The 18,516-nt window shown below is 71.1% G+C and carries 10 protein-coding genes and 1 pseudogene; 1 reads left to right on the top strand and 10 read right to left on the bottom strand.

The features are described 5' to 3' along the window. Nucleotides 1-33: 33 nt before the first annotated feature. The 3 genes and pseudogenes from G4D86_RS54540 to G4D86_RS37290 all read right to left on the bottom strand — a co-directional run. A pseudogene (locus G4D86_RS54540) lies at nucleotides 34-522 on the bottom strand (formyltransferase family protein); the annotation flags it as partial. Then, a complete protein-coding gene (locus G4D86_RS37295) occupies nucleotides 519-1,337 on the bottom strand; it encodes an alpha/beta hydrolase family protein (RefSeq protein WP_163999005.1) in 819 nt (272 codons plus the stop codon). The pseudogene G4D86_RS54540 and the gene G4D86_RS37295, both read right to left, overlap by 4 nt. Continuing rightward, entirely contained in the window at nucleotides 1,334-7,558 is a 6,225-nt protein-coding gene (locus tag G4D86_RS37290; RefSeq protein WP_163999004.1) for a type I polyketide synthase, read from the bottom strand. The genes G4D86_RS37295 and G4D86_RS37290 overlap by 4 nt, the downstream gene beginning before the upstream one ends. Before the next feature lie 361 nt (nucleotides 7,559-7,919). Here G4D86_RS37290 and G4D86_RS37285 point away from each other — a divergent pair, with 361 nt between their 5' ends. Continuing rightward, nucleotides 7,920-8,558 carry a LemA family protein gene (locus G4D86_RS37285; RefSeq protein WP_163999002.1) on the top strand — a complete coding sequence of 213 codons (639 nt, stop codon included), beginning with the start codon at nucleotides 7,920-7,922 and terminating at the stop codon, nucleotides 8,556-8,558. Nucleotides 8,559-8,574: 16 nt separating this feature from the next. Here G4D86_RS37285 and G4D86_RS37280 read toward each other — a convergent pair whose 3' ends face one another. From G4D86_RS37280 to G4D86_RS37250, 7 genes are all read right to left on the bottom strand, one after another. Continuing rightward, nucleotides 8,575-10,197 (bottom strand): hypothetical protein, encoded by a 1,623-nt coding sequence (locus G4D86_RS37280; protein ID WP_163999000.1) that lies wholly within the window; start codon nucleotides 10,195-10,197, stop codon nucleotides 8,575-8,577. Nucleotides 10,198-10,299: 102 nt separating this feature from the next. Further along, nucleotides 10,300-11,457, bottom strand: coding sequence for a sensor histidine kinase (locus G4D86_RS37275; protein ID WP_163998998.1), 1,158 nt, complete (start codon nucleotides 11,455-11,457; stop codon nucleotides 10,300-10,302). Between the two features lie 76 nt (nucleotides 11,458-11,533). After that, a complete protein-coding gene (locus G4D86_RS37270; protein WP_163998996.1) occupies nucleotides 11,534-12,436 on the bottom strand; it encodes a transporter in 903 nt (300 codons plus the stop codon). Nucleotides 12,437-12,535: 99 nt separating this feature from the next. Beyond that, nucleotides 12,536-13,771 (bottom strand): HlyD family secretion protein, encoded by a 1,236-nt coding sequence (locus G4D86_RS37265; protein WP_163998994.1) that lies wholly within the window; start codon nucleotides 13,769-13,771, stop codon nucleotides 12,536-12,538. A 3-nt stretch (nucleotides 13,772-13,774) separates the two neighbouring features. Continuing rightward, nucleotides 13,775-15,406 carry a DHA2 family efflux MFS transporter permease subunit gene (locus tag G4D86_RS37260; protein WP_163998992.1) on the bottom strand — a complete coding sequence of 544 codons (1,632 nt, stop codon included), beginning with the start codon at nucleotides 15,404-15,406 and terminating at the stop codon, nucleotides 13,775-13,777. 4 nt (nucleotides 15,407-15,410) lie between these two features. Beyond that, a complete protein-coding gene (locus tag G4D86_RS37255; protein ID WP_163998990.1) occupies nucleotides 15,411-16,040 on the bottom strand; it encodes a TetR/AcrR family transcriptional regulator in 630 nt (209 codons plus the stop codon). Between the two features lie 455 nt (nucleotides 16,041-16,495). After that, nucleotides 16,496-18,508: a cytochrome c gene (locus G4D86_RS37250; RefSeq protein WP_163998988.1), complete on the bottom strand. Its 2,013-nt coding sequence runs from the start codon at nucleotides 18,506-18,508 to the stop codon at nucleotides 16,496-16,498. Nucleotides 18,509-18,516: the final 8 nt, after the last annotated feature.

The following is an 18,516-nucleotide window of genomic DNA, read 5'->3' as shown; positions in this document are numbered from 1 at the left end:
GAGCTCCGCGGCCAGCTCGGCGAACGTCTCCATGCCCAGCGTGTAGCAGCGCGCGTTGAGGCTGAAGGCCGTCTCGTTGGGGGCGACGTCGAAGAGGCGCTGCTTGAGGATGCGCCCCCTGTCCGCGCCCGAGGTCATCTCGTGCCACGTGACGCCGTGCTGGGGCTCGCGGTGCAGCAGCGCCCACGAGGTGACGTTGAGGCCCGCGTAGCGGGGCAGCGGCCCGTCATGGAAGTTGATGGCCATGCGGCGGGGCAGTCGCAGCACCTCGTCCTTCACCAGGCTCAGGTTGACGATGCTGAAGAGCCAGTCGAAGGGCGTGGCGGAGAGGAAGGGCAGCACCCCGTCCCCGGGAGGCACGTGCTGGAGGCCCTGCGCCTCCGCCCACTTCTGGAGGGAGGGCTCGCGGGTGACGAGCCCGAGAATCCGGACGCCCCGCTCCTGGAGCGCCTCCGCGCAGGGGACGACGAGGGTGCCCTCGCCGATGATGAAGCAGGTGGGCGACTCGACGGTCGTGGTCATAAGGATTTCGAGGCCTCGGCGAGGGCGGCGGAGTCCTTCAGCAGTTCCGCGTGCCCCACTCCGGGGAACGCGTGGAAGGAAGCCCCCAGCTTGCGAGCAAGCTCCTCGCCATGGGAGGCGGGCAGTGCCGCGTCCGCCAGTCCGTGTAGCACCCGGACCGGAGGCAGACCCGCGGCGGCGAGCGACAGGTTGTCGTAGCGGTCCGGGGTCCGCAGCAGGCCGCGCAGCCCCTTGTCCGTCACGTCCATCAACGTGAAGGGCGCGAGGAGGACGACGCCGCGCGCCGGCATCCCGTCCTTCGCCAGCGCGTGCGCCGCCGCGAGCGCCGCGTTGCTCCCCATGGAGAAACCCACGAGGTGGATGGCGCCCGGGCCCGGCCGGTGCGTGGCGACGAGCCAGCGCACCGCCGCCTCGGCCCCGGCACGGAGCGACTTGGGCGACGGGCTCCCGGGTGAGCCGTCGAAGCCCGGCGGCGCCACCGCGGCCAGCCCCAGCCCGCGTCCGGCGTCCAGCGCCTCCAGCACGGAGCGCGCCTCCTCGAGATAGCCCGGGCCGTTGCCGCCGAAGAACACCACCCAGCGCGTCTCGCCCGGCGCGGGCGCCCGCGTCAGCGCGCGCTGCCGAGGGGGACCCTCGACATCGCTCAGCCTCCACCCGCCGGCGGTGAGCCGCGCCTCCGCGCCGGAGGCCAGGGGTGCTCCGTCATAGGGGAAGGGCCCAGGTGCTTCCGCCTTCCTGTCCAGCCAGCCGAACTTCAGCACGACTCCCCCCAGGGCGGCCGCGAGCGCCGCCACCGTCAGCTCCCGGCGATTCACTTCCGGCCCGCCTGCTGAGCCTCGTCCAGCGCCGCGCGCAACAGGCGCCCCAGGATGTGAACGTTCGGCTCGCGCACCAGGCTGTCGTGGTCCCCCGGCACCTCGCGGATGCGCAGCGTCGGCACCAGCGGCTCCCAGCCCAGCGTCGCGCCCATGTGCGAGTAGATGGGGTTCACCTCCTGCGCGCGGAACAGCGTCACCGGCCCGCTGTAGGCACGCGGGGCGTAGCGGCTCGACAGGAGCTGGAAGCGCTCGGTGAGCTGGAGGTCTCGCAGCTCGATGGGCAGCGACTCCCCGCGCTGCTCGTACCAGCGCAGCTTCAGCGTGTTGATGAGCCGGTTGCCGTCGCGCTCCACCTTCTTGCGCAGCCGGTTCTTGAGGTAGGTCGCCGGGCCTTCCTCGCGCAGCGAATTCAGCCGCTCGTCGAAGGTCAGCCGCCGCTCCTGGGTGCTGGGATGGAAGGTGTCCAGGAACGCGAGGAGGGACACCTCCTCGCCCATCTCACGCAGCCGCTGCACCATCTCGTAGGCGACCACGCCGCCGCCGGAGTAGCCGCCGAGCATGTAGGGCCCATGCGGGCGCACCTGGCGGATGCCCTCCAGGTAGATGTTCGCCATCTCCTCGATGCTGTCCGCGGGCGGCAGCTTGCCGTCCACGCCGCGCGCCTGGAGACCGTAGAACGGTTGCTCCCGACCAAGCGCCCCGGCGAGGCCGCGGAAGTTGAGGACGTTGCCGCCCGCGCCGTGCACGCAGAAGAAGGGAATGCCGGAGCCACCCTTCTGGATGGCGACGAGCGGCGTCCAGCCTTTCAGTGCGGGCGTCGGGGCCGCGGGAGCCGTGTTGCCCGGAGCGGCGTCCGGCGTGAAGGGAATCCCCGCGGCCTCGCGCACCAGCGCGGCGCACTGCTCCAGCGTGGGTGCCTCGAACAGCGTGGCCAGCGTCAGGTCCGCGCCGAGCGTCTTCTTGATGCGCGCGAACAGGCGCACCGCGATGAGCGAGTGCCCACCGAGGTCGAAGAAGTTGTCCTTGAGCCCTACCCTCTGCACGCCGAGCAGCTGCTGCCACAACTCCGCCAGCTTGCGCTCCACGTCATCGCGCGGAGCGTCCGCCGCCGCCTGGGCCGGGGCCGCGCCCTGCGGCGGAGCCACGGAGGCCACGGGCTTCTCCGCCTCCTGCTTCGGGCGCAGGCGCGCGGCCAGCCCGTGCAGGTCCATGGAGCTGACGAACAACGCCTGCGTGCCGGAGAGGGACAGTGCGCGCAGGAAGGCCTCCTGCCCTTCCTCGGGCTTGATGCCCAGCGGCAGCCACGTCTCCAGCAGCGAGCCCTGCTTGCGCGGCGAGCGGCCGAACCGCTTCGCCTCGACGGCGGCGACGAGGTAGCCCTCGATGGTGCAGAAGACACGGCCGTCCGAGTCACAGAGGGTGACGTCGAGCAGTGCCCCGCGCCCCGCTTCCTGGCGCACGCGCACGTGGCTCAGCGCCACCTCGGGCCACGCGCCCCACACGCGCAGGTGCCGGTAGGAGACGGGCACGTGCAGCTTTCCGGGCTGGCCCGCATCCGGCAGCAGCGAGAAGGCGAAGCCGGAGGCGATGTCCAGCAACCCGGGCGGCAGCCTGTACGTCGCCAGGTCTCCGAGAAGCGCATGCGGTAGCTCCAGCCGCGCGAGGGCCTCGGACGCACCGAAGCCCGCGCTGCGCAGCACCTTCCAGCGCGGACCGAAGGCGATGAGCGCGTCCTGGGGCAGCGCCTGCTCACCCTCGCCAAACGTGAGCGGCCGAGCCGTGCAGCGCGAGCGCACCGCCCCGACGTCGAGCGGCGCGGGAGGTCCGCTCACCGCCGGGCCCAGGCGCGCGGTGGCGTGCTCCATCCAGGCGTTTCCGGCCGCGCGGCTCGACACGCGGAAGGTGAAGCCTTCACCCTCGGGTGCCAGCGCCACCTCCACCTCGCGCACCTCACCGTCGGGCACGTCGAGCGGCGCGACGAAGGCGAGGTGGTCCACGTCCAGCGGCGTGCCCGGACGCACCGTCTCCCAGGCCGCGCGCGCCAGCTCCACGAAGCCCGTGCCCGGAAGCACCGGCCCGCCGCCGCGCATGCGGTGCTCGTCCAACACCCAGAGCGCCTTCGCGTCGTAGATGGCGCGGAAGACATGCTGACCCGAAGGCGCGTCCACGCGTCGCTGCAACAGCGGGTGGGGCACCGATTCGCCCGGAGGAAGCCGCGGCGCCACCTGGGCCGCCGCCATGCCCACCTCCTGCCAGACGCCCCACCCCAGCGCGAGCGCCCGCTTCGCCGTGCCGGACGCCTCCAGTCGGGGCGCCTGGGCCAGCAGGAACGTGTTGGCCGCGACGTAGTCCACCTGCCCCGGAGGACCGAGGTGCGCGCTGGTCGACGAGAAGCTGACGAAGAAGTCGAGCTGAGCGCCTCGCAGCGCCTCCTCCAGCGCGAGCGCCCCGAGCGCCTTGGGCGCCAGCACCCGCAGCACCGAGTCCCGCGTCTTCGACTCCAGCGGCCCATCCTCCAGCCCGCCCGCCGCGTGCACCACGCCGTGCAGCGCCCCGAAGCGCGCCTTCACCTCGGCGAGAGCTGCCTGGAGCTGGCCCGAATCCGAGACGTCCGCCTTGAGCAGCAGCACCTCGGCGCCCAGCGCCTCCAGCGTGCGCTTCACCTCCGCGTTTGAGGCACTGGCCGCGGACCGGGACACGAGCGCCAGCCGAGCCTTCACCTTGCGCGCGAACAGCTCCGCCAGCGTCCGACCGATGCCGCCCAGTCCACCGGTGATGAGGTAGACACCCTGCTCGCGCAGCGGCGTCGGCGCCTCCTGCAAGGCGGCCCGCTCCAGCACCTGCACGAGCCGGCGTCCTCCGCGCAGCGCCACGGGTACATCCACGTCCGGACGCAGCAGCTCGTCCGCCAGCTCGCGGGCCTGCGTCGCAGGGGCGGAGCCTGGCTCGACGTCCACCGCGCGCGCGGACAGCTCGGGTAGCTCCTTCGGCGCCACGAGGATGGGACCGAAGGCGAGTGCCTGCTCCGGCGTCCGCGCGGGCCCGTCCACCGACATGCCGCCGCGCATCACCCGGACGTAGCGAAGCCCCGCGGGCAGCGACTCGGCACTGAGGGACTGCATCAGCGCGAGCGGCGCGAAGAGGTGGCGAGACACCGCGCGCGCCCAGCCTCCCGCTCCCGCGTCCACGGCCGGCAGGTCCACCAGCCTCGGAGGGACACGGCCCTCGGAGCCCAGCGCGTCCCAGAGCGCCTCCCAGTCCTCGCGCGCATCGGGCCGCAGGGTGAAGGCGCCATCCGGCCTCCGAGCGAACGCCTCGCCCGGGAACACACGCTGCACGAGCGCCCCCCGCGCCCCCAGCTCGCGAGACAACTCCTCCGCGAGGGGTTCCGCGTCCGCCAGCAGCAGCCAGCGCTCCTTCTCGGCTGGGGCCTCCGGCTTCGGGCCCGGCTGCTCGCGGAAGCGCGGCGCATAACCCCACCGCGACACGTCCTCCTCGCGCACCAGCGGGCGCTCACCTTCGCGCCGGGCCATGAAGGAGCCCGCGCCCGGCTCCACCCAGTGGCGCTCGCGCTCGAACGCATAGGTGGGCAGGCCCACGCGGCGCCGCTTCTGTCCCGCGAACAGCGCCGCCGCATCCAGGTCCACGCCCGCCGCCCACAGGCGCCCGAGCGCGAGCTGGAAGAAGGCCAGGTCCGCGACGGCGTCATTCGGGTGTCGCAGCGACGGCACGAGCCCCTCCGCCTGGGGCTTCTCGCCCTGCGCCCGCAGCAGCGACAACAACGTCTGCCCGGGGCCGACCTCCAGGTACACGCGCGCCTTGTCCGCCAGGAGCACGCCCGCCCCTTCCGCGAAGCGCACCGGCTGGCGCAGGTGGCGCACCCAGTAGTCGGGGGACGTGGCCTCCTCGGGCGCAATCCACGTCCCGGTGACGTTGGAGACCCACGGCACCGTCGGCGCGGAGAAGCGCACCTTGGACAGGTACTCGCGGAAGGGCGCGAGGATGGGCTCCAGCATGCGCGAGTGCGCGGCCAAGCGGATGTGCAGGCGCCGGGCCTCCACCTCGCGCGCCTTCAACCGCGCCTCCAGCGCGTCGATGGCCGCCACCTCACCGGAGACGAGGCACAGGCCCGGCGCGTTGTGCGCGCCCAAATCGAGCCCGGGCCCGAGCAGCGGCTTCAGCTCCGCCTCGGGCAGCTCCACGCTGAGCATCGCCCCCGCGGGAAGCTGGTCGAAGAGCCGCCCCCGGCACGCCACGATGCCGAGCGCGTCCTTCACCGAGAGCACCCCGGCGAGCTGCGCGCAGGCGTACTCGCCCATGCTGTGGCCCAGGCACGCCACGGGCGTCACCCCACGCGACTTCCACAGCGCGGCCAGCGCCAGCTCCACGGACAAGAGCGCGGGCAGCGCGTACGTGGCCTGCTCCAATTGCTCGCGCGCCTCGGCCTCCTTGCCGGCCTCGGGGAACAGCAGGGGACGCAGCTTCAGCGACTCGTGTTGCTCCAGCAGCGCGAGGCACTCCTCCAGCGCGCGGCGGAACACGGGCTCCTGCTCGTGGAGCCCCTTCGCCATGCCGGGGTACTGAGCCCCACCACCGGGGAAGAGGAACACCACCGAGCGCCCCGCCGCCTCGGTGTGGGCCTGCGCGGTGCGGGCCGGCTCGGGCTGCTCCAGCAGGCGGATGGCCTCCTCGCGCGAGGACGCCACCACCGCGCGCCGGTGCGCGAAGCGGCGGCGGCCGGCCAGCAGCGTGAAGGACGTGTCCCCCAGGTTCGGTGCGTTCTGCTCACCCAGGCGCTGCGCGAGCCTGCGGCAGGCGCGCTCGAGCGCGGCGGGCGTGCGGGCGGAGAGCCAGAGCGTCTCGAAGGGCCGCGCGGCGGACGTCAGCGACTGCGCCGGAGCCTCCTCCAGGATGACGTGCGCGTTGGTGCCGCCCACGCCCAGCGAGTTCACCGCGGCGCGCCGGGGCCGCCCGCCCTTCGCCGCCCACTCGCGCAGCGTGGCATTCACCGCGAACGGCGTGCGCGCGAAGTCGATTTGCGGATTGGGCTTCTCGAAGTGGAGGCTCGGCGCGAGCTGCCGGTGGCGCATCATCTGGACGACCTTGATGAAGCTCGCCACGCCGGCCGCGGTGTCCAGGTGGCCGATGTTCGTCTTCACCGAGCCGATGCGGCAGAACCCGCACTTCTGCGTCTGCGTGCGGAAGGCCTGGGTGAGCGCGGTGATTTCAATCGGGTCGCCCACCGGCGTGCCGGTGCCGTGGCACTCGATGTAGTCGATGCTGTCCGCGCTGACGCCGGAGACGTTGAGCGCCTCCACGACGGCATCCGCCTGCCCATCCACGGACGGCGCGAGGTAGCCCACCTTGCGCGCGCCGTCGTTGTTCACCGCGCTGCCCTTCACCACCGCGTAGAGGGTGTCCCCATCCGCCAGCGCGTCCTCCAGCCGGCGCAGCGCCACCACGCCCACGCCGCTGCCGAAGAGCGTCCCCTGCGAGCGGTGGTCGAACGCGCGGCAGTGCCCGTCCGGCGAGAGGATTTCCCCCTCCTGGTACAGGTAACCCCGGTGGTGCGGCAGCTCCAGCGTGACGCCCCCCGCGAGCGCCAGGTCGCACTCGCGCGACAGCAGGCTCTGCACCGCCGAGTGGATGGCGACCAGCGAGGTGGAGCACGCCGTCTGCACGTTGACGCTGGGGCCTCGCAAGTCGAGGCAGTACGAGACGCGGGTGGTGAGGAAGTCCTTGTCGTTGCCCGTGTGCCGCACGAGAAACAGGCCCACCTGCTCCATCAACTGCGGGTTGGTGAAGAGGTTGTACGGCATGTACGCGTTCATGCCGGAGCCGCCGAACACGCCGATGGGGCCCTTGAAGGACTCGGGCGGGTGCCCACAGTGCTCCAGCGCTTCCCAGCACACCTCCAGGAAGTGCCGGTGCTGCGGGTCCATGATGGACGCCTCGCGCGGGTTGAAGCCGAAGAAGCCCGCGTCGAAGTCCTCCAGCCCCTCGAAGACCATGCCGGCCTTCACGTAGTTCGGGTCCTTCAGGAGCGCAGGCTCCACCCCCGCGGCCAGCAGCTGGGCGTCCGTGAACCACGTGACGGACGCCACCCCGTCGCGCACGCGGCGCCAGTACGTGTCGACGTCCCGCGCGCCGGGCAGCCGGGCGGCCATTCCGACGACAGCGATATCTGGAGAGTCCGAAACCTCAACGTCGTCCGTCATGCGGTCACTCGTCTCTCGGCGTTTTTCTGGGAGCCCGTTCCAACACACCTGAGGCGAGCGGCGCGAGCCCCCTGCCCCAGCATACGAGTTCCCTTGCCTGCCCCCCAGGTGACAGCCTGTCCCGGACCTCCGGACCAGGAGTCTCCCCTCGGGAGGTGCCCGGGCACCTCCTGCGGGAAGGGTAACACGGTTACCGAGCCGGGCAGTCGAGCTGGCGCGGGCCGATGCAGGGCACGCGGAGGCCACGTCCCGCTCTACTGAGACCCGGTCCCGTCGAGAACCAGAAGCGGCGGATGAAGCTCCCCTGAAGGGGCAGCGCCCTGTTTCCGGCCCCGCGCGCATCCGGCGTATCGTCGCCGCAATGAGCGAGTCCCCCAGAAACCGCCCGCCCCAGGGACAGGTCGCCTACGACGACGTGGACGACCTCATCCACACCGCAACGCGGATGATGCAGAAGGACGCCGCGCCGGAGACGCTCACCGCCGACGACCTCAAGCGCATCGGCGAGGAACTGGACATCCCCGGCCAGTACATCGACCGGGCGATGGCGGCCCTGGCGCAACGCCGTCAGGAGCAGGAACAGGCCCGGCGAGAGGAAGAGGCCTTGGCGAAGGCCCGGAGGGAACGGCTGGGCCGACGCCTGAGGCTGGGCGCCATCGTCGCCGCGAGCCTCGCGGGCGTGGCCGGGCTGAGCGGGCTGTCCGTGCGCAACGGCCTGAACACCACGCTCCAGGAAGTGACGCGCCAGCGCGCGCAGGTGCGCAACGTGCTGGAGCGCCGCGTGGAGGTGGAGCAGCGGTACACCACCGCCACCCCCGGCCCGGAGCGCGACGCGCAGCTCTCCGGAGCGGACAACCGGGTGGCGGTGGAGAAGCGCCGCTATGACGGGCTGGCCACGCAGTACAACGCCGCCGCGTCCGCGTTCCCCCAGTCCTGGGTGGTGGGCCTCACCGGGCTCCCCTCCTCCGTGCCGCTGTCCACCGACGTGGGTACATGGTGAGCCTCGCGAGCCCCTCTCACGGCGTCGTGAACAGGGAGCTGAGGGCGTCCGCGGAGGCGTAGGGCAGCCGCTCAGCGGAGACGAACGGCTCGTGCTCGACGTCGTAGTTGGGCGCGTCCACCGCCGTCACGCGCAGGTAGTAGATGGAGGCCGGAGCCAGCGTCCCGGCCGGCAGCCGCACCTGCGTGGCCGAGCCGGGCAGGTAGAAGCGCGCATGCGTGGTCGCGTTGGTCTGCCCTGGCGGGAACCGGTAGAGGGTCATCCGGTACGCCGAGGGTGAGCCCATGGACGGCGGCAGCCAGGAGATGACGGGGCTGACGGTGCCCACCTCGCGTTGCACGCTCGCCGCAATCCCGTCGATGCTCAGCGACCGGGGCGACGTCACGCGCGGCAGCAGCGGACCGGCCACGAGGTTCTCCAGCCGGTCAGACGTGGCGATGCTACCGCTGACGGTGTACTGGGTGGGGCTGCCGGCGACGGTGCCCACCACCCGGAACGAGTAACTCGTGGTCCCCACCACGCCCCAGGTGGACGGGAACGGGTTGCCATACGTCAGCCGGCGCGTGAGGTTGAACGAGGCGCCCTGCGGCAGCAGGAGGTTGAGCAGCTCGCCCGAATAGCCAATCCACCCGTTCGTCAGGCCATGCGCGGCGGGAACGATGCTGAACGTGGACGTGCCGAGCGTGGCCGCCGGATGCACCTCCGAGGCCCGGATGGTGTACTCGGGCAGGCGCCACTCGATGGGGAGCTCGGTCATGCTCACCGGCTGCATCACCCCGCTGATGGGCAGGGCGGCGGTGCCGTTCGGCGTGAAGTTGAAGGCGCTCGTCTCCAGGCCGCGCACCACCGTTTCGTAGGCCAGAGCGCCCCCGTCCGGCAGCGTGCCCGCGTCCTGCTGTCCGAGCTGGCTCACGTACAGCTTGTCTCCAGCGCTCGCGCTGAAGACGGGAAAGTTGCCCATGAAATTGGGCAGCGAGGCCTGGTTGGTCACGAGGCTCGTCTGGCCCGCGGCAACCCCTCCTGGAAATTCCATCTCGCCGAACACCTCCACCTGGCCGGATGCCACCGCCACGCTGGAGCCCGGCAAGAAGGAGCTCCTGTAGGGCGTCCACGGCGCCAGCCCCGACAGGTTCAGCTGCAGCGGCGTCACGTACTGCGAGGTGAAGACGGTGTCCGCCCGTCCCAACCGGTTGGTACCCAGCTCCACCTGCCGCTCGTCCGTGACGATGTAGCTGGTGCCCGTCTTCAGGTAGTACGCGCCGGAGGGCACGCCAGTGAACTGGTAGCCGCCGTCCACCGCCGTGCCGGTGATACGGGTGAACGTCAACCCGTTGGGGACGAGCACCTCGGGAGGGCTCGCCGACATGTCATTGGGCCGCGTCGCCACGCCCGCCGCCGTGTGGTAGCGCGTGGAGCTCGTCACCAGCACCGTGTTGCTGGGCGTGCCGCCATCCGTGTCACAACCCGCGGCGAGCTCCACGCCCATCCACGTCCCATCTCCCGCCTGCCCGGGGTCCACCACCACCACCTGGGGAAGGCCTTCATCAGACTCCGGCGACGTGCCGGGCTCACCGCCAGCACAGCCGAGCCACGCGGCAACGGAGGGGACGACGAGGAACGAGAACCGACGCAAGTGCATGGGACCTCCAGGACTTCGAAAGGGAGAGCACCCTAACGAAATCCTGGACAGCCCTGAAATGCGGGGTACCGCCTGACACCGCGGGTCCGCCGCCCCGTGACATCACTCCCCGGCGCGCGGCAGCGTGAAATGGAATGTGCTGCCACTCCCGAGGCGGCTCTCCGCCCAGATGCGCCCGCCATGTGCCTCGACGAGGCATTTGGAGATGTGCAACCCGAGCCCGTGCCCGCGGCGGTCAAACCGGCTCACCTGGCGGAACCGCTCGAAAATCGATTCCAGCTGGTCGTCCGGGATTCCCGAGCCGGTATCGGTGACGGAGACCCTGCACAGCGCGCCCTCTGACACGGCGCGAAGCTCGACCCGGCCGCCTTCGCGGGTGAACTTCAAGGCATTGCTCAGGAGGTTCGCGAGGACCTGGAGGACGCGCTCGGGGTCGAAAGTCGCGAGGAGCGGTCCGGGGGAGTCGACCACCGAGAGCGAGATGCCTTGAGCGGAGGCCACGTGCTGGAAGGCCTCGACCGACTCGCGCATCACCCGGGTGAGGTCGTCGGGCACGGGACTCACCTGGAGCTGACCCGCCTCGATGCTGACGACGTCCAGCAAATCGCCGAGGAGGCGGTTCATGCGGGCCGTGAATCGCTGGATGCCCTCGGCACGCTGCACGACCTTCTTGCCAGCGGCGTCGTTCGTCGCTTCCTTCACCATGAGGGCGGTACTCACGGCGATGCCTCCCAGCATCGAGCGGAGGTCATGACTGACCATCCCGAGAAAGTCATCGCGGGTGACCAATGCGGCGTCGGCCCCCGTGCGCTCTATCAGCAGGTCCTTGTCCGTCTCGTCACGCTCGAAGCGGAGGAGCTCCGCGAGCGCTCTCCGCCGCTCCTCGCGCTCGCGGGTCAGTTGAGCAGCCTGGGAGGTGCGCTCCTCGGCCAGGGCGCGGTCCTCCTCTTTTCGCTCGCCCCTGAGCGCAGCAGTCGAGCCAACACCCGCCGTGTCGGCCTTCGCGCGGGCAGCCTTGAGCACGCCATCCGCGCGGGCATGAGCGCGAGCGAGGACCTCGTCCGAATCCTCGGCTATCGAGGCCCGCTTCTTGTCCAGCTCCGAGTCCGTCCTGGCGCGCTCGCTGCGAAGGCTGCCATCGGTCTGTGCGCGTTCTGGTTGTTTTTGACTCATTGGCCGGCCTTCCCATGACGCCCCACCCTGTATGAACACTACGGCATGGGGGACAACAGCGAAGACGTGGGTTTCCTGTAGGTCCACTCCCGGGCACTCCAGGGCCTGCCCCTTCGGAGGAGTCCAGGCAGGCGAGCAATGGCTCTCGGACGACCGGCCCCGCTCAGCGGCGTCGGCGCGAGGGCACCTTGGGCCGGCGGAGGTCCTCCTCCTTCGTGGGCAGCTTCGGCCCCGAGGCGAGGTCGAACTCGTAGGTGCCGCCGAGCAGGACGCGGAACTGGTAGATTTCGCTCAGCTCCGGCGTCACCGCCACGCCCGCGACGGCCTCCAGCACCAGGCCGGGGAAGGCCTCGTGACGCAGCACGGGGATGATTTCCACCTGCGTGGCGTTGTCGCGCCACACCGGCGTAATCACATCCTCGAAATAGATGCGGCTGACCACCTCCAGCCCCAGCATGGTGAACTTGTCGAGGTTGTACGTGCCGGCCAGCGACACCTGCACCGCGTCCGGGACGTCGAAGTCCGGCAGCGTGCCCCTGTCGCGCGTGCCCTGGTGGAAGTAGCCGCCGTTGAGCATGAAGCGCAGGTCCTTCGTCGCCCGGAACTCGCCGATGAGGGTGCCCTCCCAGTCCCACGTGCCGTCCGACAGGCTGGGGATGATGCCGTCCTCCTCACTGGGGCCCGTGGGCAGCGTGACGCGCCCGTAGACACCCAGCGCCACCTTCGGCGTCTTCAGGAAGGACCACTGCAACCCCACGGGGATGTCACCGAAGGCGAGCTCGAACTCGTCCTCTCCCGGGAGGCCCAGCGCAAGCAGCTCCAGGTAGAGGTTGACCTCCAGGTTGTCGAGGATGCCGAAGCGCAAGCTCGGCGAGATTTGCTGGTAGGGCTGCGACTCTTCGAAGTCGAGCGCGAAGAAGCCCTGGTACCGCAGGCCCAGCTCCAGGTTGCCGCTCTGGGTGGTCTCCGCGGTGCGAGTGATGATGGCGCGGTAGGGCCGGGCCTGGGCACGAGGGGCCACGAGACACACGGCGGCGAGGACGAAGACGAGCAGTCGGGTGTGCATGCCGACGGACGCTAGCGCGCGTCACCGCGCCGGAGCATCGCGCTCCGGCGCCCAACCGACCGGGCCCTGCACTTCTGCAACACCGGCGGAACGCGCCACTCAGTTGCGCGTGTGCACCGTCACGTGGGCGGACAGGCCCGCGCGCAGGGTGAGTCCTTCCGGCGGGTGGCTCCAGGCGATGCGCACGGGCACGCGCTGCACCACCTTCACGAAGTTGCCCGAGGCGTTGTCCGGCGGCAGCAGCGAGAAGCGCGCGCCGGTGCCACCCGACAGGCTCTCCACGCGGCCTTCCAGCGTCTTGCCGGAGTACGCGTCCACCTCCACCTCCACCACCTGGCCCGGCTTCATGTCGCCCACCTGGGTCTCCTTGAAGTTGGCCACCACGTACGTCTGCGTGGGCACCAGCTCCGCCACCAGCTGCCCGGCGCCGAGGAACTGGCCTTCATGGACGGACAGCCGCGACACCTGCCCGTCCGAGGGCGCGAGGACGCGGGTGTAGTCCAGCCGCAGCTTCGCCTGCTCCAGTGTCGCCTCGGTCGCCTTCACCCGGGCGTGAGCGAGCGCCGCGCTGGCCTGGGCCGCGGCAATCTTCGAGTCGATGGGCGCGCTCTGGTCGAGCTGTCCCTGGGCCTCGGCCACCTTGCCCTGGGCCATGCGGCGGCTCTCCTCGGCGGCGGTGAGCTGCGCGCGCGCACCTTCCACCGCGGCCTTCGCGGTGTCGGAGCCCGCCTGGGCGTCGTCCAGCGACTGCTGCGCCACCACGTTCTGCTCGCGCAGCGTCTTCGCGCGCTGCAAATCCAGCTCGGCCTTGCGCGCCTGGGCCTCCGCGCGACTGAGGGCCGCCCGGGCCGCGGCCACCTGGGCCTCGGCGCCGCCCGCCGCCGCGGCGCTGGTGGACATCTGGGCGCGCGCCGTGGAGAAGCCGCCCTTGGCGCCCGCCGTCGTCACCGCCACCTGCGCGTCCGCCGCGTCCGCCTGGGCGCGCGCGGACTCCAGCTCCGCCTCCGCCTGCTTCACCTGGGCGGCGTACTCGCGCGCGTCCAACTCCACGAGCACGTCGCCCTTGTGCACCACCGTGTTGTCCGCCACCGCCACGCGCAGCACGGGGCCGGAGACGCGCACGGACAGCGGCACCACATCCGCCTCCACCTGCGCGTCGTCGGTGGCCTCCTGGCCGACGGTGAGGACCTTGAACCCGCCGATGAGCAGCAGCACCGCCGCCACGACGCCGGCGAGGATGAGGTAGGCGCGCTTGCCGCTCCGGCGCGGGGCCTGAGGGGCCTTGGCCGGACTCTCGGGAGTGACGAGCTGGGGAGCCGAGGAAGGAGTCGACATCTTCTATATCTCCACGTCGATGTGCGGCTTCTCACCGGAAGCCGGGCCACCCTTGGGGGCCTTGAGCAGGAAAACCAGGGGCAGCACCACCACGAAGAGCAGCGCCGCCAGCACGAAGAGCTTGTCGAAGGCGAGCACCGCCGCCTGCCGCGCGACGGTGCCGGCCATCATGCGGAGCCCCAGCGCCTGGGCGCTCACCGCGTCCATGCCCATGCCGGACAGGCCCTTCTGCATGGCCGCCATCCGAGTCGCCACCTCCAGCCGGTCCAGCGTGACGTGCGCGGAGACGGCAGCCGTGGCGTGCACGGTGAAGCGGGACAGCAGCGTCGCGAAGATGGCCAGGCCGATGGAGCCGCCCACCTGCCGCAGCAGCGAGTTGAGGCCGGTGGCATCCGCCATCCGCTCGCGCGGCACCTTCGACAGCGCCACGGTGGAGAGCGGGACGAACAGCAGGCTGAAGCCCACGCCCTGGAGGGCAATCGCGCCGATGATGTTGCCCGTCCCCGTCTGCAGCGAGAAGTGGCTCATCTGGAACGCGCCCAGGCCGGTGAGCACCACGCCCGTCAGGATGAGCATCCGCGGCGGAATGCGCCGGTAGAGGCGCCCGACGATGGGCATCATCACCATCATCACCAGCGTGCGCGGCATCAGCGCCAGGCCAGACTGGGTGGCGGTGAAGCCCAGCAGCTCCTGCATGAACAGCGGCAGCAGGAACATGCTCGCCATGAGGATGGAGAACACCAGCGCGTTGAACACCGTGCCGGAGGCGAACACGGGGTCCTTGAACAGCCGCAGGTTGACGGCGGGCACCTCCGCGGTCAGCTCGCGGATGACGAAGGCGGCCAGGCAGGTGAAGGACACCAGGGTGCACGCGGTGATGACGCCGGACTCGAACCAGTCATGGCTCTGCCCTTCCTCCAGGAGGTACTGGAGCGAGGCCAGCCCCACGCACAGCAGGATGATGCCGGCCCAGTCCATGTGCTTGCGCTGACGCTCGGCCTCCGCCCGCGCGAAGGTCCGCAGCTCCTCGTCCTCCTGGACGAAGCGCGCCACCATGAAGAAGCCAAGGATGCCCACCGGGAGGTTGATGAAGAAGATCCAGGACCAGTGGAGGTTGTCGACGATGAGGCCGCCCAGCGTGGGGCCGATGGCCGGGCCCACCATGACGGCCATGGCGAACAGCGCCATCGCCGTGCCCTGCTCCTCGGGCGGGAAGGTCTGCCGGAGGATGGCCTGCTCGGTGGGCTGGAGCGCTCCAGCGCCCAGGCCCTGGACGAAGCGGAAGAGGACCAGCGAGGGCAGGTTCCACGCCAGGCCGCACAGGAACGAGCCCACCACGAACAGCAGCAGGCACCCCAGGTACACGCGCTTCTGACCGAAGAGGCGTCCGAGGAAGCCCGTCAGCGGCATCACCATCACCGTGGCGATGACGAAGCCCGTCGTCGTCCAGGTGATTTCCTGCACCGTGGCGCCCACCGCGCCGCGCAGCTGCGGCATGGCCACGTTGACGATGGACGAGTCGATGGCGCCCATCAGCGTGCCGAACGTCACCGACAGCGTGACGAGCCACTTGTTCGTCACCTTGCGCGGGACCGGGACGGCCGGTGGTGGATTGAGGGCGATGGTGGATGCCATGGCGTCAGACCTCCACGCCCTTCAGGAAGACGCGCGACAGCTCCTCCAGGTTCTTCTCCATTCCCTCACCGCCCTGGCTGGCCCCGAGTTCCCGATGGAAGACGGCGCTCAGCATGCCCATCAGCAGTGCGGGATAGAGCGACTGGCCTTCGGGGCGCACCTGGCCGGCGCGCACGCCGCGGCCGATGAGCGTCTCCAGCCGCCGGTGCAGCTCCGCCCGAGACTGGCCCTGGCGCGCCTTGCGGTCCATCAGCTCCTCCGACTGCATGAGGACGCGCAGGAAGCCGCCGTGCTCGGCCACGTGGTCCGCCAGCGCGGCCAGGAAGGTGGCGAGCTGCTCGCGGAAGGGGCGCCCATCCGAGTCGGCGAGAGCCTCGTCCAGCCGCTCCAGCAGCGCCTCGCGGCGGCGCTTCATCAGCGCGTCCAGCAGCGCCGCCCGGTCGTCGAAGTGGTTGTAGAGCGTGCCCACGGACACGCCCGCGCGCTCGGCGATGGTCTCCATGCGCGCGGCCACCAGCCCCTGCTCCGCGAACACCTCCGCCGCGGCCACCAGGATGGCGTCGGCGGTGGCCTCCTTCAGCCGGGAGCGGAGATTCTGAGCCGGCTTTCTACTTTTTGAATCTCGATTCAGCATCTGAATCCTATTTACACCATGGCGCGGCCGCGTCAATCCGCCCGGGTGGGACCTTGCCGGCTTCCGATTGGAGGGGACGCCTGGGCACCAGGCAGGCAGCCGGCGGATTCCGCTCACGACCGGAGGAGCCCCGGCGAGGACGAGCGCGCCCGGCCTCACCAAGACGCGACAAGCCCGTGCACCCGGTCCGCCCACCAGGACGACTGGATAGTGGAAGGAACGTTCCTTCCGCTACTACCCACGGCCGGGGGGTGACCGGATGGCGGAATGAACGTTCCTTCCACCGCTACCCACGGCTGGGGGCGGCCGGATGGCGGAATGAACGTTCCTTCCGCTGCTACCTGCGGCCGGGGGGGCAGCCGGCTGGCGGAGTGAACGTTCCTTCCGCTGCTACCTGCGGCCGGGGAGGTGGCCCGGGCTCATCCCTTCCGTGCGGGCCGTGCCCGCCTCCCGCCTCAGTCGTGACAGCCGGGAGGCTGATTCACGGGCAGCAGGAACAGGGAGTAGGTGCCGCAATCGGTGGGCGCGGGCGGCACCGGAGCATTCACCTTCAGGCCCACCGGAGGCAGCATCCGCAGATACGTGACGAGCGCCCGGACATCCTCCTCCTCGAAGTTGGAGAACATGTCCCACGGCATGCCCTGCCAGTGGAGCGCGCGGCCGTCGCGGGAGATGCCACTGCGGATGGCGCGGGCAATCTCCGCGTCCGTCCACTTCGCCAGCCCGAGGTCCGGGTGGCTCGTGAGGTTCCGCGCGTAGAGCGTCCCGAAGGGCCGCCACGACATCATCGCACCGCCGTCCCCTCTCGGGCCGTGGCACATGACGCACGAGGCGACGTTGAAGAGGTAGCGGCCCCGCTCGGCGAGCACCTTCTCTTCCGGCGTGCGGACGCGTCCGGGGTCCACCGGAGGCAGCCCGCCCACCGTGGCCGCCTCGACCTGCTCGGGAGGAACGCCTTCGAGTGCCGGCAGTTGGTAGACGACCCAGCCCCCATAGACGAGCCCCACCGCCCCGCCCGCGAGCCCCAGCGTCAGGGCCCAGGCCCGCGCATCCCGGCGCTCGCCGCGCAACGGAAGCAGGAAGCGCAGCAGCGCCAATACACCCACCACCCACTGCGCCACCGACAGCGCCCGCTCCACCGGCGCGGCGGACTCCAGGCCCGAAGAGTCCCCATCGCTGTAGACCAGCCGCGTGGGGAACACCTCCGGCAACCCGAGGAGCACCTTCCGGAGCAGCGTCTCCACAACGCCGTAGTGGACGACGTCCGGAATCTCCCGGGGGATGGGCGACAGCGAGCGCAGGTACCGCGCGAGCGCCCGGGCGTCATCGTCCGTCATCGCGTGGAACAGCGACCACGTCATGGCCCAGACGCTGACCTGCCGGTCCGGCATCCGGCCATCGCGGATGATGGCCATCAGCTCGTCTTCGGAGCGCTTCCGAGCCTCGGTGAGGTTGCGCGTCACCTGGGTGCTGTGCGGATACGCGTCCACCCGCACGCCGCCCGCGAGCCGCAGCGCGTCCGCGTTGTAGACGCCGGCCGGGCTCGCCGTGGTGTGGCAGAGCTGGCAGATCTGCGCACGGCTCAGGTAGTCGCCCCGCAGCCGCAGGTCCGGCTCGCGTCCGAGCCCCGCGAGCTTCCCGCCCGCTTCCCATGGCGCAGGCAGGGCAATGGAGCGCAGGTAGCCCACCAGCGCCCAGCGCTCCTCCGGCGAGGACGCATCCGCATACGAAGGCATGGGGCCCGGGAGCATCCCCGTGGTGAGGCGCAGCCACACCTGCTCCGGCTCGCTGCCGCCCCGGAACGTCCAGGGCTGCCGCAGGTCCGGGGCAATCACCTCCTGACCATCCACGCCCTCGAACCGCCGCCGCAGCCCGCCCTCCGCACCGTGACAGACGCCACACTGCAGCCGCGCGTACGCCGCCCGCCCCTGCGCCACCGTCTCCAGCGTGAAGGCAGGCGCCAGGGGCACGTCGACCTTCGCGGACGGCGGCGCGGCGTCCGAGCCCGACAGCCCGTTCACGTAGCCCACTACCGCGCGCAACTCCTCCTCGGACAGCAGGTCCGAGAAGTACGGCATCGCGCTGTTGCGAAGACCGTGGCGGATGGTGCGGGTCAGGTCCTCATCGGACGGCGGAGTCCCGGCCGGAGTGGAGCGGACCTTCAGCTCACCCGTCGTCAAATCGCGCGGCCGTGGGCGCATGGACGGAGCCGCCGGGCCCGCGCCGCGCCCATCCTGCCCATGACAGACAGCGCAGCGCTGCACGAAGACGCGTCGCCCGAGCGGGGCGTCGGACGGCACGTCCACGCCCGGGGGCCAGGCGACGTCCGCCGAACTCGCGTGGTGCCACATGCTCGCGGGCGCCCGGTAGGCGCGGTGGCCATTCCAGGAACGGCCCGCGTCGAGGCCCAGCCAGAGCAGGGCCGCGACGAGCAGGAACGCACCTCGCGAGTTCAGGAGCCTACGCACGCGCCGGT

It is taken from the genome of Pyxidicoccus caerfyrddinensis (assembly GCF_010894405.1).
GTDB classification, from domain to species: Bacteria; Myxococcota; Myxococcia; order Myxococcales; family Myxococcaceae; genus Myxococcus; species Myxococcus caerfyrddinensis.
Note: the sequence above shows the minus strand (reverse complement) of the source record. Positions and strands in the feature narration are given on the sequence as shown.